This is a genomic window from Pseudomonas sp. SLFW, assembly GCF_009905615.1.
GTDB lineage: Bacteria > Pseudomonadota > Gammaproteobacteria > Pseudomonadales > Pseudomonadaceae > Aquipseudomonas > Aquipseudomonas bambusae.
Genome location: NZ_JAAAKW010000041.1, coordinates 1 through 15,455, shown reverse-complemented (window position 1 = coordinate 15,455; position 15,455 = coordinate 1). Strand labels below are relative to the sequence as shown.

General features: G+C 59.7%; 14 protein-coding genes and 1 pseudogene. 12 read left to right on the top strand and 3 right to left on the bottom strand.

The window, feature by feature from the left end:
* From GVN17_RS29195 to GVN17_RS29180, 4 genes and pseudogenes are all read left to right on the top strand, one after another.
* Positions 1 to 225 (top strand): annotated as a pseudogene (locus GVN17_RS29195) (threonine ammonia-lyase, biosynthetic); the annotation flags it as partial.
* Between the two features lie 213 nt (positions 226 to 438).
* Entirely contained in the window at positions 439 to 867 is a 429-nt protein-coding gene (locus tag GVN17_RS29190; RefSeq protein WP_166598742.1) for a DUF2269 family protein, read from the top strand.
* A 33-nt stretch (positions 868 to 900) separates the two neighbouring features.
* Entirely contained in the window at positions 901 to 2,157 is a 1,257-nt protein-coding gene (locus tag GVN17_RS29185) for an SDR family oxidoreductase (protein ID WP_166598741.1), read from the top strand.
* Positions 2,154 to 2,621: a DUF2269 domain-containing protein gene (locus GVN17_RS29180; protein WP_166598740.1), complete on the top strand. Its 468-nt coding sequence runs from the start codon at positions 2,154 to 2,156 to the stop codon at positions 2,619 to 2,621. The genes GVN17_RS29185 and GVN17_RS29180 overlap by 4 nt, the downstream gene beginning before the upstream one ends.
* Before the next feature lie 186 nt (positions 2,622 to 2,807).
* On the opposite strand, the gene GVN17_RS29175 is transcribed toward GVN17_RS29180, so the two are convergent.
* Complete coding sequence (locus GVN17_RS29175) at positions 2,808 to 3,464, bottom strand: HAD family phosphatase (RefSeq protein ID WP_166598739.1); 657 nt, start codon at positions 3,462 to 3,464, stop codon at positions 2,808 to 2,810.
* A 165-nt stretch (positions 3,465 to 3,629) separates the two neighbouring features.
* Here GVN17_RS29175 and GVN17_RS29170 point away from each other — a divergent pair, with 165 nt between their 5' ends.
* Both GVN17_RS29170 and ptsP read left to right on the top strand, forming a co-directional pair.
* Positions 3,630 to 4,109: an RNA pyrophosphohydrolase gene (locus GVN17_RS29170; RefSeq protein ID WP_074751434.1), complete on the top strand. Its 480-nt coding sequence runs from the start codon at positions 3,630 to 3,632 to the stop codon at positions 4,107 to 4,109.
* 21 nt (positions 4,110 to 4,130) lie between these two features.
* Entirely contained in the window at positions 4,131 to 6,410 is a 2,280-nt protein-coding gene (gene ptsP / locus GVN17_RS29165) for a phosphoenolpyruvate--protein phosphotransferase (RefSeq protein WP_166598738.1), read from the top strand.
* A gap of 151 nt (positions 6,411 to 6,561) precedes the next feature.
* Here ptsP and GVN17_RS29160 read toward each other — a convergent pair whose 3' ends face one another.
* Entirely contained in the window at positions 6,562 to 7,308 is a 747-nt protein-coding gene (locus tag GVN17_RS29160; RefSeq protein WP_166598737.1) for an NRDE family protein, read from the bottom strand.
* A gap of 115 nt (positions 7,309 to 7,423) precedes the next feature.
* On the opposite strand from GVN17_RS29160, the gene GVN17_RS29155 reads away from it, so the two are divergent.
* From GVN17_RS29155 to GVN17_RS29135, 5 genes are all read left to right on the top strand, one after another.
* Positions 7,424 to 8,206 (top strand): sulfite exporter TauE/SafE family protein, encoded by a 783-nt coding sequence (locus GVN17_RS29155; RefSeq protein WP_166598736.1) that lies wholly within the window; start codon positions 7,424 to 7,426, stop codon positions 8,204 to 8,206.
* A 36-nt stretch (positions 8,207 to 8,242) separates the two neighbouring features.
* Positions 8,243 to 9,055, top strand: a complete 813-nt coding sequence (gene lgt, locus GVN17_RS29150) for a prolipoprotein diacylglyceryl transferase (RefSeq protein WP_166598735.1) — start codon at positions 8,243 to 8,245, stop codon at positions 9,053 to 9,055.
* Between the two features lie 58 nt (positions 9,056 to 9,113).
* A complete protein-coding gene (locus GVN17_RS29145) occupies positions 9,114 to 9,947 on the top strand; it encodes a thymidylate synthase (RefSeq protein WP_166598734.1) in 834 nt (277 codons plus the stop codon).
* 418 nt (positions 9,948 to 10,365) lie between these two features.
* Positions 10,366 to 11,451 carry a cyclopropane fatty acyl phospholipid synthase gene (gene cfa / locus GVN17_RS29140; RefSeq protein WP_371928643.1) on the top strand — a complete coding sequence of 362 codons (1,086 nt, stop codon included), beginning with the start codon at positions 10,366 to 10,368 and terminating at the stop codon, positions 11,449 to 11,451.
* Between the two features lie 287 nt (positions 11,452 to 11,738).
* Entirely contained in the window at positions 11,739 to 13,187 is a 1,449-nt protein-coding gene (locus GVN17_RS29135; protein ID WP_166598732.1) for a catalase, read from the top strand.
* Positions 13,188 to 13,390: 203 nt separating this feature from the next.
* Here the strand turns inward: GVN17_RS29135 and cadR are convergent, their stop codons facing one another.
* Positions 13,391 to 13,849 carry a Cd(II)/Pb(II)-responsive transcriptional regulator gene (gene cadR, locus GVN17_RS29130; protein WP_166598731.1) on the bottom strand — a complete coding sequence of 153 codons (459 nt, stop codon included), beginning with the start codon at positions 13,847 to 13,849 and terminating at the stop codon, positions 13,391 to 13,393.
* Between the two features lie 83 nt (positions 13,850 to 13,932).
* On the opposite strand from cadR, the gene GVN17_RS29125 reads away from it, so the two are divergent.
* Positions 13,933 to 15,455, top strand: a 1,523-nt coding sequence (locus GVN17_RS29125) for an HAD-IC family P-type ATPase (RefSeq protein WP_166598730.1), incomplete at its 3' end; no start/stop codon positions are given.

Below are 15,455 nucleotides of genomic sequence, written 5' to 3'. Positions count from 1 at the left end.
CCGGAACGGCCGGGGGCGTTGTTCAACTTTCTGAATAAGCTGGGCGGGAAGTGGAATATTTCGATGTTCCACTACCGCAATCATGGGGCTGCGGATGGTCGGGTCGTGGCGGGACTGGTGGTGCCGGAGGATGAAAGGCACCTGGTGTCGAAGGCGCTGGCGGAGATTGGGTATCCGTATTGGGATGAGACGAATAATCCGGCGTATAAGCTGTTTTTGGGATAACGCCCTGCGCAGACCCTGTAGGAGCGAATTCATTCGGGAAAGGTGTCTCGGGCGGAACATGTGTGTCGTCTGTACGATTGCATCGCGAATGAATTCGCTCCCACAGGTCTATGTTCGACCTGCGAGGTGCGGTGGTCGTGGAGTAGCCACCCAACGCAACTTCCCGCCCCCGACTACGCTCAAAGCACGTCCTCTATAAAGGAAAGCGCCACCATGGAACACTTCGCCGCCCTGAAAATCCTGCACATGGTCACGACCGTGCTGCTGTTCGCCTGCGGGCTGGCGCTGACGTTCTGGATCGTACGCGGACGGCGGGCCGGGGATCTGACGGTGCAGAATCGCGCCATGCAGAGGCCTTGGGTGTTTGTCTGGTTGCTGATGGGGTTGTGCCTGCTGACGCTGCCGATCAGCGGCTGGTGGCTGGTGCACTATGCGGGCTGGTCGCTGGGGCAGAGCTGGTTATTGTTCGCCAGCATTCTTTATACCTTTGGCGCGTTGAGTTGGGCCTGGCTGGCGGTGCGGGTCAATCGGCTGCGCAGGCCAGTGATCGTCGGCAACCCTAAATTTACCCTGGCGTTGGCGGTCTTTAGTGCGGTCTGTTTTGTCGCCATCGCCGGATTGATGGGTGCCAAGCCGGTTTAATTCCGCTGCATCACAATCACTACAAGGACGGTAATGAGGGTACTTCTGGCAGGTGCGACGGGATTCGTCGGACGTCACTTGCTCAAGGCGCTGAGCAGCGCCGGTCATCAGATCATTGCGACCAGTCGCACCCGGCAATCGTTGCGTTTGCCGGGTGTCGAATGGCGTCAGCTCGACCTCGACACCTTGGCTTCAGTGCCTGACCACTTCGAATTCCCCGAAGCCATCGATCTGCTGATCAACGCCGCCGGTTTGTTGAGTGTGGACGAGCAACAACTGAGCCTGACCCAGGACCTCGGGACTTGTGCGCTTTTCAATCTGGCGAAACACGCCGGTGTCCGGGTCCTGCACATTTCGGCCCTCGGCGCGGGCGGACAGCCGGACGTGCCGTTTCTCGCCAGTAAAGCTGCGGCGGATGACTATCTGATGGCGCTCGGCCTACCCGCCGTGGTGCTGCGCCCTTCGTTGATCGTGGGGCAGGGCGGTGCCAGCAGTGACTGGCTCGCTCGTCTTTCCGCATTGCCGGTGATCCCGTTGCTGGACCGCAAAGCCCGATTGCAGCCTTTGCACATCGATGATCTGGTCGGTGCCGTACTGGCCTTGATGCGCCGCTGGCCGGACGCCGCCGTTGTCTTGCCCGTGGTGGGGCCTGAGGTCATGACGCTAGGGCAGTTGATCGACCAGATGCGCATGTCCCAAGGCTGGCCGACCGCCTGGTTTCTCAAAATCCCTGACGCGGTGACCGAGCTGGGAGCCTCGATGGGCGATCGCTTCGGCTGGAGAGCCCTGAATTATCAAAGCCTGCTCATGGCCCGTCGCGACAACATCGCCGATCCCGAAGTGCTGGAGTCGGTCTGTGGTTATCGCTGCGCCAGTTTGCGTGATCGTTTGCAGGAGTGGCCCGATCCGGCCCAAAGCGCACAGCTCGCCCTGCGTCCGATGATGCTGGCGGTGCTGGCGCTGATCTGGCTGGGCACGGCGTTCGTCAGCCTCGGGCCCGGCTTTGATTGGGGATTGCGAATTCTTGCCGAGGCTGGGCTGACAGGGCCCTTCGCGCAAATCGCGGCGGTGAGTGGTGCGCTGTGCGACGGCGTGTTGGGGGTTGGCCTGCTCATCCCGCGCTGGCGCCGCCGTGTGTTTCAGGCGCAACTGTGCCTGATGGCGGTTTACACCATCATCATCACCTTCATCCTTCCCCATTACTGGTTTGACCCTTACGCCGCTGTCGCCAAAAACCTGGTGCTGATGGTGGCCACCCTTTGGCTTTTACGGACTGAACCGCGTCGATGAACGCCTATTTACTGCTCAAAACCCTGCACATTCTGTCGTCCACGATCCTGTTCGGCCTCGGCGCGGGCTCGGCCTATTACGCGCTGAGGGCCTGGCGGACCGGCAAGGTCGAGGTCATCGCCGTGACGTTCAAGCATTTGGTGTTCGCCGACTGGGCGTTCACCACGACGACCGCGATCTTTCAGCCCCTGAGCGGGTTAGGCCTGGTATTGCTCGCAGGCTGGCCGCCTCATCAAACCTGGCTGATGTGGAGTTTCGGGTTGTACGTGCTGGCGGGAATTTGCTGGCTGCCAGTGGTGTGGCTGCAGATCCGGGTGCACAAGATGGCGAATCAGGCGTTGCTGGACGGCTCTGCGATGCCGATGAAGGCGACTGTTTATATGCGATGGTGGTTTGGCCTGGCGTGGCCCGCGTTCTTTTCGTTTATCGCGATTTTTTACTTGATGGTGGCCAAGCCGAGTTGAGGATGGCCACCGATCTTAAGCGTCAACGCTGCCCCCCCCGTGGGAGCGAATTCATTCGCGAGGGGTCAGTACAGTCGATGCATCTCTACCGCCTATACCGCCGCCTCGCGAATGAATTCGCTCCCACAGAAAAGCCGCGTTTGCCGAGTATCTGGTCCTCCGGCAAGTTGAGGTGCCCCTGATATCTCAATCGCGCAACGAAATCACCGGCCAGCCACGACGGGTCGCTTCGGCGCGCAGTTTTTCATCGGGGTCGACGGCCACCGGGTTGGCGACTTGCTCCAGCAGCGGCAGGTCGTTCATCGAGTCGCTGTAGAAATAGCTGTCTTCCAGATCAAAGCCGTTTTCTTCGATCCAGCGGTTCAGGCGCGTCACCTTGCCTTCACGGAAGCACGGAACGTCGGTGGTGCGGCCGGTGTAGCGGCCTTCGACAATCTCGCACTCGGTCGCCAACAGCGTGTCGATGCCCATGTGCTTCACGATCGGCGCGGTCACGAAGCGGTTGGTCGCGGTGATGACCACCAGCTTGTCACCCGCATCGCGGTGCTTGGCGATCAGGGCGAGAGCCTTCGGCAGCACCAACGGCTCGATGCAGTCGCGCATGAACTCGCCATGCCATTCGTCGAGTTGCGCCATTTCAGTGCGACCGAGGATTTCCAGACTGAAATTCAGGTAATCCGTCAGGTTCAGAGTGCCTGCCAGATAGTCCTGATAAAAGGCATCGTTACGCGCCTTGTAAGCAGCACCGTCAAGGATGCCGCGTTCGCACAGGTAATCCCCCCAGGCGTGGTCGCTGTCGCCACCCAAGAGCGTGTTGTCGAGGTCGAATAAGGCCAGGCGCATGCGGTTACTCGCTGAATTGGCTGAAAAAAGAGCACAAGAATACGAGGTTTCATCAAGAGATCGCATCTATTAATGCAGTTGTCGCGATAAGCTGCCTGCGCCTCGTTGCTGCCTTCACGATCTTTGTGGAACAATGCGGCGACATGCGTTTGCGAGGTTGTAGCCGTGATCGACCCCGATGGTTTCCGCCCTAATGTCGGGATAATTCTGACAAATGATGCTGGCCAGGTCTTATGGGCTCGCCGTATCAACCAAGATGCCTGGCAGTTTCCGCAAGGAGGGATCAACCCTCAGGAAACGCCGGAAGACGCGCTCTATCGTGAATTGAATGAAGAAGTCGGGCTGGAACGGCACGATGTTGAAATTCTGGCCTGCACCCGTGGCTGGCTGCGCTATCGTCTGCCGCAACGTCTGGTCCGTACCCACAGCCAGCCGCTGTGCATCGGCCAGAAGCAAAAGTGGTTTCTCCTGCGCCTGATCTCCAACGAGCAGCGGGTGCGGATGGATTTGACCGGTAAACCGGAGTTCGATGGCTGGAAATGGGTCAGCTATTGGTATCCGTTGGGCCAGGTGGTGACATTCAAGCGCGAAGTGTATCGCCGCGCACTCAAAGAGCTTGCCCCGCGCCTGTTGGCGCGCGACTGACACGGAGTTCGACCCCGAGCCATGCTCAATACGCTGCGCAAGATCGTCCAGGAAGTTAACTCCGCCAAGGATCTCAAGGCGGCGTTGGGGATTATTGTGTTACGCGTCAAAGAGGCCATGAGCAGCCAGGTCTGCTCGGTCTATTTGCTCGACCCCGAAAGCAACCGTTTCGTGCTGATGGCCACTGAGGGCTTGAACAAGCGCTCCATTGGCAAAGTCAGCATGGCGCCCAATGAGGGCCTGGTCGGTCTGGTCGGCACGCGCGAAGAGCCGCTGAACCTCGAAAACGCCGCCGATCACCCCCGCTATCGCTACTTTGCCGAGACCGGCGAAGAACGTTTTGCTTCGTTCCTTGGCGCGCCGATCATTCACCACCGGCGTGTCGTCGGGGTGTTGGTAATCCAGCAAAAGGAGCGCCGTCAGTTCGACGAAGGGGAAGAAGCCTTCCTCGTGACCATGAGCGCCCAGTTGGCTGGCGTTATCGCCCATGCCGAGGCCACAGGCTCGATTCGCGGGTTGGGGCGTCAGGGCAAGGGCATTCAGGAAGCCCGCTTCGTCGGCGTGGCCGGTTCGCCGGGTGCGGCGGTCGGTACGGCGCTGGTGATGCTGCCGCCCGCCGACCTCGAAGTGGTGCCGGACAAGACCGTCACCGACATCGATGCCGAGCTGAAACTGTTCCAGAACGCCCTTGAAGGCGTTCGCAGCGACATGCGCACGCTTTCAGCGAAGTTGGCGACTCAGTTGCGCCCTGAAGAGCGCGCGTTGTTCGACGTCTACCTCATGATGCTCGACGATGCATCGCTGGGCAGTGAAGTCACCAACGTCATCAAGACCGGCCAATGGGCACAGGGCGCGCTGCGTTCGGTGGTCAATGAGCACGTCAACCGTTTTGAACTGATGGACGATGCCTACCTGCGCGAGCGTGCATCGGACGTCAAGGATCTGGGCCGTCGTTTGCTGGCCTATCTTCAGGAGGCGCGCCAGCAGGCGCTGGTCTATCCCGACGCGACGATTCTGGTCAGCGAGGAATTGACCCCGGCCATGCTCGGCGAAGTGCCGGAAGGCAAGCTTGTCGGTCTGGTCTCGGTGCTGGGTTCGGGCAACTCTCACGTGGCGATCCTGGCCCGTGCGATGGGCATTCCGACGGTCATGGGTGCGGTCGATTTGCCGTATTCCAAGGTCGATGGCATCGAGCTGATCGTCGACGGTTACCACGGCGAAGTCTTCACCAACCCCAGCGAAGCCCTGCGCAAGCAGTATTCGGTGGTGGTCGAGGAAGAGCGTCAGCTGTCTCAAGGCCTCGACGCCTTGCGCGAGCTGCCCTGCGTCACCCTCGACGGACACCGCATGCCATTGTGGGTCAACACCGGTCTGCTGGCCGACGTGGCGCGGGCTCAACAGCGCGGCGCCGAAGGGGTGGGCCTGTACCGCACCGAAGTGCCGTTCATGATTCAGCAGCGTTTCCCGAGTGAAAAGGAACAGCTGGCGATCTACCGCGAGCAACTGGCCGCGTTCCACCCTCTGCCCGTGACCATGCGCACGCTGGACATCGGTGGTGACAAGGCGCTGTCCTATTTTCCGATCAAGGAAGACAACCCGTTCCTGGGCTGGCGCGGCATTCGCGTGACCCTCGATCACCCGGAAATTTTCCTGGTGCAGACCCGCGCCATGCTCAAGGCCAGCGAAGGCTTGAATAACCTGCGGATTCTGCTGCCGATGATCTCCGGCACTCATGAAACCGAAGAGGCTCTGCACCTGATTCACCGGGCGTGGGGCGAAGTGCGCGACGAAGGCACCGATGTGCCAATGCCGCCGGTGGGCGTGATGATCGAAGTGCCAGCGGCGGTGTACCAGACCCGCGAGCTGGCGCGTCAGGTGGACTTCCTGTCAGTTGGCTCCAACGACTTGACTCAGTACCTGCTGGCGGTCGACCGCAACAACCCGCGCGTGGCTGATCTCTACGATTACCTGCACCCGGCTGTTTTACAGGCCCTGCAAAATGTCGTGCGTGACGCTCATGCCGAAGGCAAGCCGGTCAGTATTTGCGGTGAAATGGCAGGCGATCCAGCGGCTGCCGTGCTGTTGATGGCGATGGGCTTCGACAGCCTGTCGATGAACGCCACCAACCTGCCGAAAGTGAAGTGGATGCTGCGCCAGATCAACCTGAGCAAGGCGAAAGAACTGCTGGCGCAGCTGATGAAGAACGACAACCCGCAGGTCATCAGCAGCTCGCTGCAGCTGGCGCTGAGGAATCTTGGGCTGTCGCGGATGATCAACCCGACGTCCGTCAAAGGGCATTGATCGGTCGCGAGTGTCGGCTGCACTCTTACCTTCTGTGGGAGCGAATTTATTCGCGAAAAAACGTACATCCGACGGGAACGTGTCGGATGTACCGGCCAATCGCGAATGAATTCGCTCCCACAGTTAATCGCGGTGGGTCAGCACGCCACGATCAAACTTCCAAATCAACCTCACCCAATCTCCCGCCATACGGCCCGAAGCTGCGTTCGATCAGTCTCCGGCTGCCATCTGCACTGGCAATCAGCACCGTACTCGCCCGCGTCCCGTAATTCGGGCTGGCGATGAACACGCTGGACAGCAGCTTCTCGGTCGCCAACCCCACGCCAGTACTGGGCAGGTCGGCGTCTGGCGCAGCCTCGGCATCCGCAAGAAAACCAAACAGCGCCTCCGGCTCCGGCTGATTCAGCTGATCCGAAAGCGCGGCTTTCGCCTTCAGCAGCTTCGGCCACGGCGTATCAAGCCCTGCGTTGGACACGCCATAAATCCCCGGTTCCAAGCGGCGAGGAAGGGGATTCGCCGCGTTGAGAAAGTGCAGCTCTTCGCGATTGCCCACCAACAGGTTGAAGCCGCCGTATTCCGTCGAGCGACCTGCGACTTCCCGCAAGTACTCGTCTATCGACAGCGAGCCGGTCAAAAAATGAGCAACCAGCTCACCCCTTGAGCGACGCCCCAACGGCTGGCCGGGATCGCGGATGTTGGTCAACGCGGCAAAGCGTCCCTCGGCCGTGACGCCCAGCCACGTGCCGCCCGCTTCCAGATCACGTCCAGCGTAGACGTGGGAAGCGTCTTCCCATTGTGCGAGAGGCAGGGTGGGACGTGCGTAGAATTCATCACGATTGGCCGCCAGAATCAGCGGCTGCGGGTGGGCAGGGCGCCAGGCGAAGACGATCAGGCACATGCGGGCCTCCTTTTTCTCGACACTGTACGCACAGATACACAGGACATCCATCGACCACAGGTGGAGGGCAAGCGCTTGCTCCGGTAACATGCCGCACTGATTTTCGGAGACCCCCATGGAATTTCTGCTCTATCTGGCCCTGGGCGCCTGCGCCGGCGTGCTGGCCGGGCTGTTCGGTGTGGGCGGCGGCATCATCATCGTTCCGGTGCTGGTGTTCAGCTTCACGCTGCAAGGTTTCGACAGTTCGGTCCTGACCCACTTGGCCGTCGGCACATCGCTGGCGACCATCGTGTTCACCTCGATCCAGTCGGTTCGCGCCCACCACAAAATGGGGGCCGTGCGTTGGGCGGTGTTTGCGTGGATGACGGTGGGAATTCTGATCGGCGCGGGGTTTGGCTCACTGACGGCCAGCTACATCGCCGGGCCGCATTTGCAGAAAATCATTGGGATCTTCGCCATTCTGGTCGCCCTTCAGATGGCCCTCGACCTCAGGCCCAAGGCCAGCGGCAGCGTGCCGGGCAAGACGGGGCTGACGGCGGCAGGTGTGGTGATCGGCTGGGCTTCGGCGATTTTCGGCATCGGCGGTGGCTCATTGACCGTGCCATTCCTCACCTGGCGCAGTCTGACGATGCAGCAAGCGGTCGCCACGTCCTCCGCCTGCGGCTTTCCCATCGCGGTGGCGAGCGCCATAAGTTTCATGATTCTGGGGTGGCATGACCCGCTGCTGCCCCCGCATAGTCTCGGTTTCGTGTACTTGCCTGCGCTGATCGGCATCGCCGTCACCAGCATGTTTTTCGCCCGTTTTGGTGCGAAGCTGGCGCACAAACTGTCACCGAGGGTGCTGAAACGACTGTTCGCACTCCTGCTGGTGGTCGTGGGTACCAGTTTTCTGATTTGATTCGTTGCTCTATGAGCGTCCATTTAAGGAGTCGCAATGCTGCCTTACCCGCAGATTGACCCGGTAGCCGTGGCCATCGGTCCGCTGCAAATTCACTGGTACGGCCTGATGTACCTGGTCGGCATCGGCAGTGCCTGGTTCCTGGCTTCGCGTCGTTTGAACACGTTCGACCCGACATGGACCAAGGAAAAACTCTCGGACATGATCTTCTGGGTCGCGATGGGCGTGATCGTCGGTGGACGGCTGGGTTACGTGCTGTTCTACGACCTGCCGAACTACATCGCCAACCCGCTGCTGATCTTTGAAGTGTGGAAAGGCGGCATGGCATTCCACGGCGGTTTCATCGGCGTGATGATCGCGACCTACTGGTTCGGCAAACGCAACGGCAAGTCGTTCTTCCAACTGATGGACTTCATCGCGCCAATGGTGCCGATCGGCCTGGGTGCCGGGCGCATCGGCAACTTCATCAACGGCGAGTTGTGGGGCAAGCCGACTGACCTGCCGTGGGCCATGGTCTTCCCGCCGTTCAGCGACCCTGCTCAACTGCCGCGCCACCCGTCGCAGCTGTATCAATTCGCGCTGGAAGGTGTGGCACTGTTCGTCATTCTCTATTTCTTCTCGCGCAAACCGCGTCCGACCATGGCCGTTTCCGGCATGTTCGCGCTGTTTTACGGGATTTTCCGCTTTGTCGTGGAGTTCGTCCGAGTGCCCGATGCCCAACTGGGTTATCTGGCCTGGGACTGGGTCACCATGGGTCAGATCCTCAGCCTGCCGATGATCATTGGTGGGCTGGTGTTGATCTGGCTGGCCTATCACCGCGCACCGGCTGCCAACAAGGCAGCGGTTTGACTCTGGATCGCCCGGCTCATGAGGCCGGGCGATTCATCGATACAGAGGGCCTTTGGGCATGAAGCAATACCTTGAGCTGTTACAGGACGTCATCGCCAACGGAACGCGCAAGGGCGACCGCACCGGCACTGGCACGACGGCCGTGTTCGGTCGTCAGATTCGCCACAACCTTGCCGATGGCTTCCCGCTGCTGACCACCAAAAAGCTGCACTTCAAGAGCATTGCCAATGAGCTGATCTGGATGCTCAGCGGCAACACCAACACCAAGTGGCTCAACGAAAACGGCGTGACCATCTGGGACGAGTGGGCGACTGAAGACGGCGACCTGGGCCCGGTTTACGGCGCACAGTGGACCGGCTGGCCGACCAAGGACGGCGGCAAGATCAACCAGATCGATTACATGGTCGATTGCCTCAAGCACAACCCCAACAGTCGCCGCATCCTGTTCCACGGCTGGAACACCGAATACCTGCCGGACGAAAAGCTGTCGCCTCAGGAAAACGTGAAGGTCGGACGTCAAGCGCTCGCGGTCTGCCATTTGCTGTATCAGGCGTTCGTGGCGGACGGCAAGCTGTCGATGCAGCTGTATATTCGCAGCTCCGATGTCTTCCTCGGCCTGCCGTACAACATCGCGGCGCTGGCCCTGCTGACCCATATGCTGGCGCAGCAGTGCGACCTGATCCCGCACGAGATCATCGTCAGCCTGGGCGACACCCACGCCTATTCGAACCACGAAGAGCAGATCGCCACGCAACTGACCCGCACGCCCAAAGCGCTGCCTCAGTTGAAGATCAACCGCCGCCCGGAGAGCATCTACGATTACCGTTTCGAAGATTTCGAAATCGTGGGCTACGACGCCGATCCCAACATCAAAGCGCCTGTGGCGGTTTGAGCCTCCAGCGCTGAAGACTCTGTAGCAGTCCGGCTCGCCGGCGGTAGCGATTCTGCTCACGCCGCCAGCAAGCCGTACTGATCCAGAGCGATTTAATTAAATTCGCACGAGGCTTCTATGTTCTAACCGGTTAACCCCAAAGTTCCCGGTCAATTAAAATTTAATAAAAGTTCGGATTGTTGCAGTTGCGTAATAACTGTTTTGCAAGGCAGTAAACAAAATTGATTTGATAGATATTTTCAATCTGTCGATTGCGTGTATTGAGTTTAACTCTGGGGATTGTTTGTTCTATAGTCGGGGTCTACCGATAAGTCTTTAGCCTGACACGCGTTTGGAATCACCCTCCATGACCACGACGAACTTCAGCACTGACACTTACTCCAGCACCACCTCCGGTCTTTATCGCGCCGCCGCTCGCATCCTCAACGAAGCCGGAATCCAGATCAACGGATCGGCACCCTCGGATATTCGCTTCAATGGTCCCGGCGTTCTCGAACGCGCTTTCGCCCAGGGCAACCTGGGGTTGGGCGAGGCCTACATGGACGGACAATGGGACAGCGAGCATCTAGACGAGTTTTTCCATAGGCTCCTCAAGACGCGGATGACGGAAGACGTCAAACCGATTCGCTTGCTGTTCTACGCGCTCATGGCCAAGTTCATGAACCGGCAGAACGTCAAACGTTCGAAAACGGTCGGTGAAGTGCATTACGACCTGGGCAACGATTTCTATTCGAAAATGCTCGACTCGCGCATGACCTACACCTGCGGGTACTGGGAAAACGCCACAACCCTCGAAGAAGCGCAAGCCGCGAAGCTCGACCTGATCTGCCGCAAGTTGCAACTCAAGCCCGGCATGCGCGTGCTCGACATTGGCTGCGGCTGGGGCAGCTTCATGAGCTATGCCGCCGAACACTACGGCGTCGAAGCCGTGGGTGTGAGCATTTCCAAAGAACAGATTGCCTGGGCTAAAGAGCGCTACAAGCACCTGCCACTTGAATTCCGCTTCCAGGATTACCGTGAACTGGACGAGCAGTTCGATGCGATTGCCAGCGTGGGCATGTTCGAACACGTAGGCCGCAAGAATCATCGGGAATACATGGAACTGGCCAATCGCTGTTTGAAACCCGGTGGGTTGTTCCTGTTGCATACCATCGGCAAGAACCAACGCAACTCTTACCCTGATCCATGGATCGACAAATATATATTCCCCAATGGTGACCTGCCTTCAATTGGTCAAATGGGCGATGCCATGGATGGGTTGTTCGTGGTCGAGGACTTGCACAACTTTGGCGCGGACTATGACAAGACACTCATGGCGTGGCACGACAACTTCATGAAGGCCTGGCCCGAGTTTGAATCGCAGTTGGGTGAACGCTTCTATCGCATGTGGCGTTATTACCTGTTGTCCTGTGCCGGGGCGTTCCGCGCGCGGGACATTCAATTGTGGCAGTGGGTATTGTCCAAAGGCGGCGTGCCGCATGGTTACCACCGCAGCCAGATTTGAGCACTCACCTCAAACACCTCTATAGGTGCGCGCTTGCCCGCGAAAGCGGTGTGTCAGATGGCTTGGGTGCCATCGACGCACGGTGATCGCGGGCAAGTGCTCCTACATCTGTTCGATCATCTACGACTATCATTCCGCCTTCCGCTAATTAACTTCCTCTATCCACCCAGTGCGGCATCACAATGAGCTTCGGCGCCGGGTTTTCCTTATCGTCTCTCCATCGAACAAGCACACGGCTGGCTTCACATGAGGTCGCCGGGAAACATGATCCCCGAGGAGAGAAGCGCATGAGCAACAAACTGACGACCGCATTCGGCGCCCCTGTTGTCGATAACCAGAACATCCAGACCGCAGGCCCTCATGGCCCGGCGCTGTTGCAGGACGTCTGGTTCCTGGAAAAACTTGCTCACTTCGACCGCGAAGTCATCCCGGAGCGCCGCATGCACGCCAAAGGCTCGGGCGCGTTCGGCACGTTCACCGTCACCCACGACATCACCCAATTCACCCGCGCCAAAATCTTCTCGCAGGTCGGCAAGCAGACTGAAATGTTCGCCCGCTTCTCGACCGTCGCTGGTGAGCGAGGCGCTGCGGACGCTGAACGCGACATTCGCGGCTTCGCCCTGAAGTTCTACACCGAAGAAGGCAACTGGGACCTCGTCGGCAACAACACCCCGGTGTTCTTCCTGCGTGACCCGCTGAAATTTCCTGACCTGAACCACGCCGTGAAACGCGACCCACGCACCGGCATGCGCAGCGCTGAAAACAATTGGGACTTCTGGACCCAACTGCCCGAAGCGTTTCACCAGGTCACCGTGGTCATGAGCGAGCGCGGCATTCCCCGCAGCTACCGCGAGATGCACGGTTTCGGCAGCCACACCTACAGCTTCCTCAACGCGCAGCACGAACGTTTCTGGGTCAAGTTTCACTTCGTGTCCCAGCAAGGCATTGCCAACCTGACCGATGCCGAAGCGCAGGATTTGGTGGGTCGCGATCGTGAGTCCCATCACCGCGATCTGTACGAAAGCATCGAGAGCGGCAATTTCCCTCGCTGGAAACTATTCGTGCAGATCATGCCGGAGAAGGAAGCAGGCAGTTACCACATCAATCCGTTCGACCTGACCAAGGTCTGGCCGAAAGGCGATTACCCGTTGATCGAAGTGGGCGTGTTCGAGCTGAACCGCAACCCGGAAAACAACTTCGCCGACGTCGAGCAAGCCGCGTTCGCGCCTTCCAACGTGGTGCCGGGTATCAGTTTCTCGCCGGACAAAATGCTGCAAGGCCGACTGTTCTCCTACGGCGATGCCCAGCGCTACCGCTTGAGCGTCAACCACCACCAGATTCCGGTGAACTCGCCAAAAGCAGCGCTGCACGTGAACAGCTATCACCGCGATGGCCTGATGCGCATCGACGGCAACCGTGGCGGCATGACCTCGTACGAGCCGAACACCAAAGGCGCGTTCCAGGAGCAGCCTGATTTCCGCGAGCCGCCGCTGTCCATCGAAGGCGCTGCGGGCCACTGGAACCACCGTGTGGACGACGACTACTTCTCGCAACCGGGCAACCTGTTCCGCAACATGAGCCCGAAAGAGAAACAGTCGCTGTTCGACAACACCGCACGTGCCCTGCGCGGCGTGTCGGCGCCGATCATCGCGCTGCACATCAAGCACTGCACCCAGGCTGACCCGGCGTACGGCGCCGGTGTGACCGAGGCGGTGGAGCGTATTCACCACGCGTAACGGCAGCTGAAACACAAAGCCCCCAACCTGAGTGACAGGTTGGGGGCTTTTTTATCTGCGTCGGACACGTGTTGCTTGCCCAACGATGATCCTCTGTAGAAGTGAGCTTGCTCGCGACGACGTCGTAGCAGACAGATCTTCATTTCCGGGCTATCGCCATCGCGAGCGAGCTCACTCCTACAGGTCGAGCGTTTCCTTTAGATTCAATGTCCGTGGCTCCGCCCCACATGGGAATGCTCCACTTCGGCGGCGACCACGCTGCCGCTTACTTCCAGTCGATCCAGAATCCCGCAATGATCCGGCGCGCCTTCGCTGCAGCGCTGTCGCAAATCCACCAACTGCGTTTGTAGCGCCTGAAGGCTCGCGATGCGGGCGCTGACGTGCTGGATGTGCTCGTCGATCAGCGCATTCACGCTTTCACACTGATCTTGCGGGCTGTCGCGCAGGGCCAGCAGACTCCGGATTTCATCCAGCGTCATGTCCAGGCTGCGGCAATTGCGGATGAAGGTCAGGCGCTCGACGTGTTCCTGCGTGTACAGCCGGTAATTGCCTTCACTTCGCGCAGGCTCGGCCAGCAGCTTTTCGCGTTCGTAATAACGGATGGTTTCCACTGGGCAGTCGGTCAGTTTGGCCAGCTCGCCGATCTTGAAAGAGGCGTTCATGTCATCGATCCCGTTTTGAGGCTTGACCCTATAGTGGCTACAGGGTGTTCACTTGGCAACACGCACACCAAGAGACTCAATCGATGAGTGACTCTGTACACAAACATTCGCCCCACGATCACGCCGGTCACGACCATAGCGGTCATGACCACGCAGGTCACAGCCACGCCGCTCCGGGCAGATTCACGCCGGTCGGCAAGCACGAACACAAAGCCCATTCTTGCTGCTCCCATGAGAGCGCTCCGGCGGTGGTCAGCGTTGGCAACGGTTCGACAGACAACGCGCGTCTTAGCCGCTTCCGCATCGAGGCAATGGACTGCCCGACCGAACAGACGCTGATCCAGAACAAGCTGGGCAAGATGTCGGGCATCCAGAAGCTCGAATTCAATCTGATCAATCGTGTGCTGGGCGTCTGGCATGAACTGCCGTCGACCGACCCGATTCGTGAGGCCATCGGCTCGCTCGGCATGCAGGCTGACGCGATGGAAGAGGGCGCAGCCCAAGAGACCGAATCGCTGCCGTCGCCGAAAAAGCCGTGGTGGCCGCTGGCACTGTCCGGCGTGGCTGCTGTGGCGGCGGAAGTCATTCACTTCACGGATGCCGCGCCGACCTGGGTGGTCGCGCTGATTGCGCTGGTCGCCATCTTCAGTGGCGGCCTGACCACCTACAAAAAAGGTTGGATCGCGCTCAAGAACTTCAATCTGAACATCAATGCCTTGATGAGCATCGCCGTCACCGGCGCAGTGCTGATCGGGCAATGGCCGGAAGCGGCGATGGTGATGTTCCTGTTCACCGTGGCCGAGCTGATCGAAGCCAAATCCCTGGACCGCGCGCGCAACGCCATCGGCGGCCTGATGCAGCTCACGCCGGAAGTGGCGACTGTGCAGCAGGATGGCCAGTGGGTTGAGGTCGAGGTCAAGCACATCGCATTGGGCAGCGTGGTCCGGGTCAAACCGGGCGAGCGCATTGGCCTGGACGGCGAAGTGGTGGCGGGGCATTCGAGCATCGACCAGGCGCCGATCACGGGTGAAAGCCTGCCGGTTGAGAAGACCGTGGGCGACAAGGTGTTTGCCGGGACCATCAACCAGGCCGGTTCGCTGGAGTACAAGGTCACGGCGGCGGCGAACAATTCGACGCTGGCGCGGATCATTCATGCGGTCGAAGCCGCCCAGAGTGCGCGTGCGCCGACCCAGCGGTTTGTCGACAGCTTCTCGAAAATCTACACCCCGGCCGTGTTTGCGCTGGGCCTCGCCGTGGCGATTATTCCGCCGCTGTTCATGGGCGCGGCGTGGTTCGACTGGATCTATCGCGCGCTGGTGTTGCTGGTGGTGGCGTGCCCCTGTGCATTGGTGATTTCAACGCCGGTGAGCATCGTCAGCGGTCTCGCTGCGGCGGCGCGCAAGGGGATTCTGGTCAAGGGCGGCGTCTATCTGGAAATGGGGCACAAGCTCGATTACCTCGCGTTGGACAAGACCGGGACCATCACCCACGGCAAGCCGGTGCAGACCGATTACGTGGTGCTCGACGAGGCGTTCGATGAGCGGGCGCTGGCGATTTCAGCGAGCCTGGCGGGGCGTTCGGATCACCCGGTTTCTCAGGCCATTGC

Coding starts and splice junctions, on each gene's coding strand:
- GVN17_RS29180 (WP_166598740.1), top strand. CDS start 2,154: ATGAACGCCTATTTACTGCTCAAAACCCTGCACATTCTGTCGTCCACG.
- GVN17_RS29145 (WP_166598734.1), top strand. CDS start 9,114: ATGAAGCAATACCTTGAGCTGTTACAGGACGTCATCGCCAACGGAACG.
- ptsP (WP_166598738.1), top strand. CDS start 4,131: ATGCTCAATACGCTGCGCAAGATCGTCCAGGAAGTTAACTCCGCCAAG.
- cadR (WP_166598731.1), bottom strand. CDS start 13,849: ATGAACGCCTCTTTCAAGATCGGCGAGCTGGCCAAACTGACCGACTGC.
- GVN17_RS29175 (WP_166598739.1), bottom strand. CDS start 3,464: ATGCGCCTGGCCTTATTCGACCTCGACAACACGCTCTTGGGTGGCGAC.
- lgt (WP_166598735.1), top strand. CDS start 8,243: ATGCTGCCTTACCCGCAGATTGACCCGGTAGCCGTGGCCATCGGTCCG.
- GVN17_RS29185 (WP_166598741.1), top strand. CDS start 901: ATGAGGGTACTTCTGGCAGGTGCGACGGGATTCGTCGGACGTCACTTG.
- GVN17_RS29190 (WP_166598742.1), top strand. CDS start 439: ATGGAACACTTCGCCGCCCTGAAAATCCTGCACATGGTCACGACCGTG.
- GVN17_RS29135 (WP_166598732.1), top strand. CDS start 11,739: ATGAGCAACAAACTGACGACCGCATTCGGCGCCCCTGTTGTCGATAAC.
- GVN17_RS29160 (WP_166598737.1), bottom strand. CDS start 7,308: ATGTGCCTGATCGTCTTCGCCTGGCGCCCTGCCCACCCGCAGCCGCTG.
- GVN17_RS29155 (WP_166598736.1), top strand. CDS start 7,424: ATGGAATTTCTGCTCTATCTGGCCCTGGGCGCCTGCGCCGGCGTGCTG.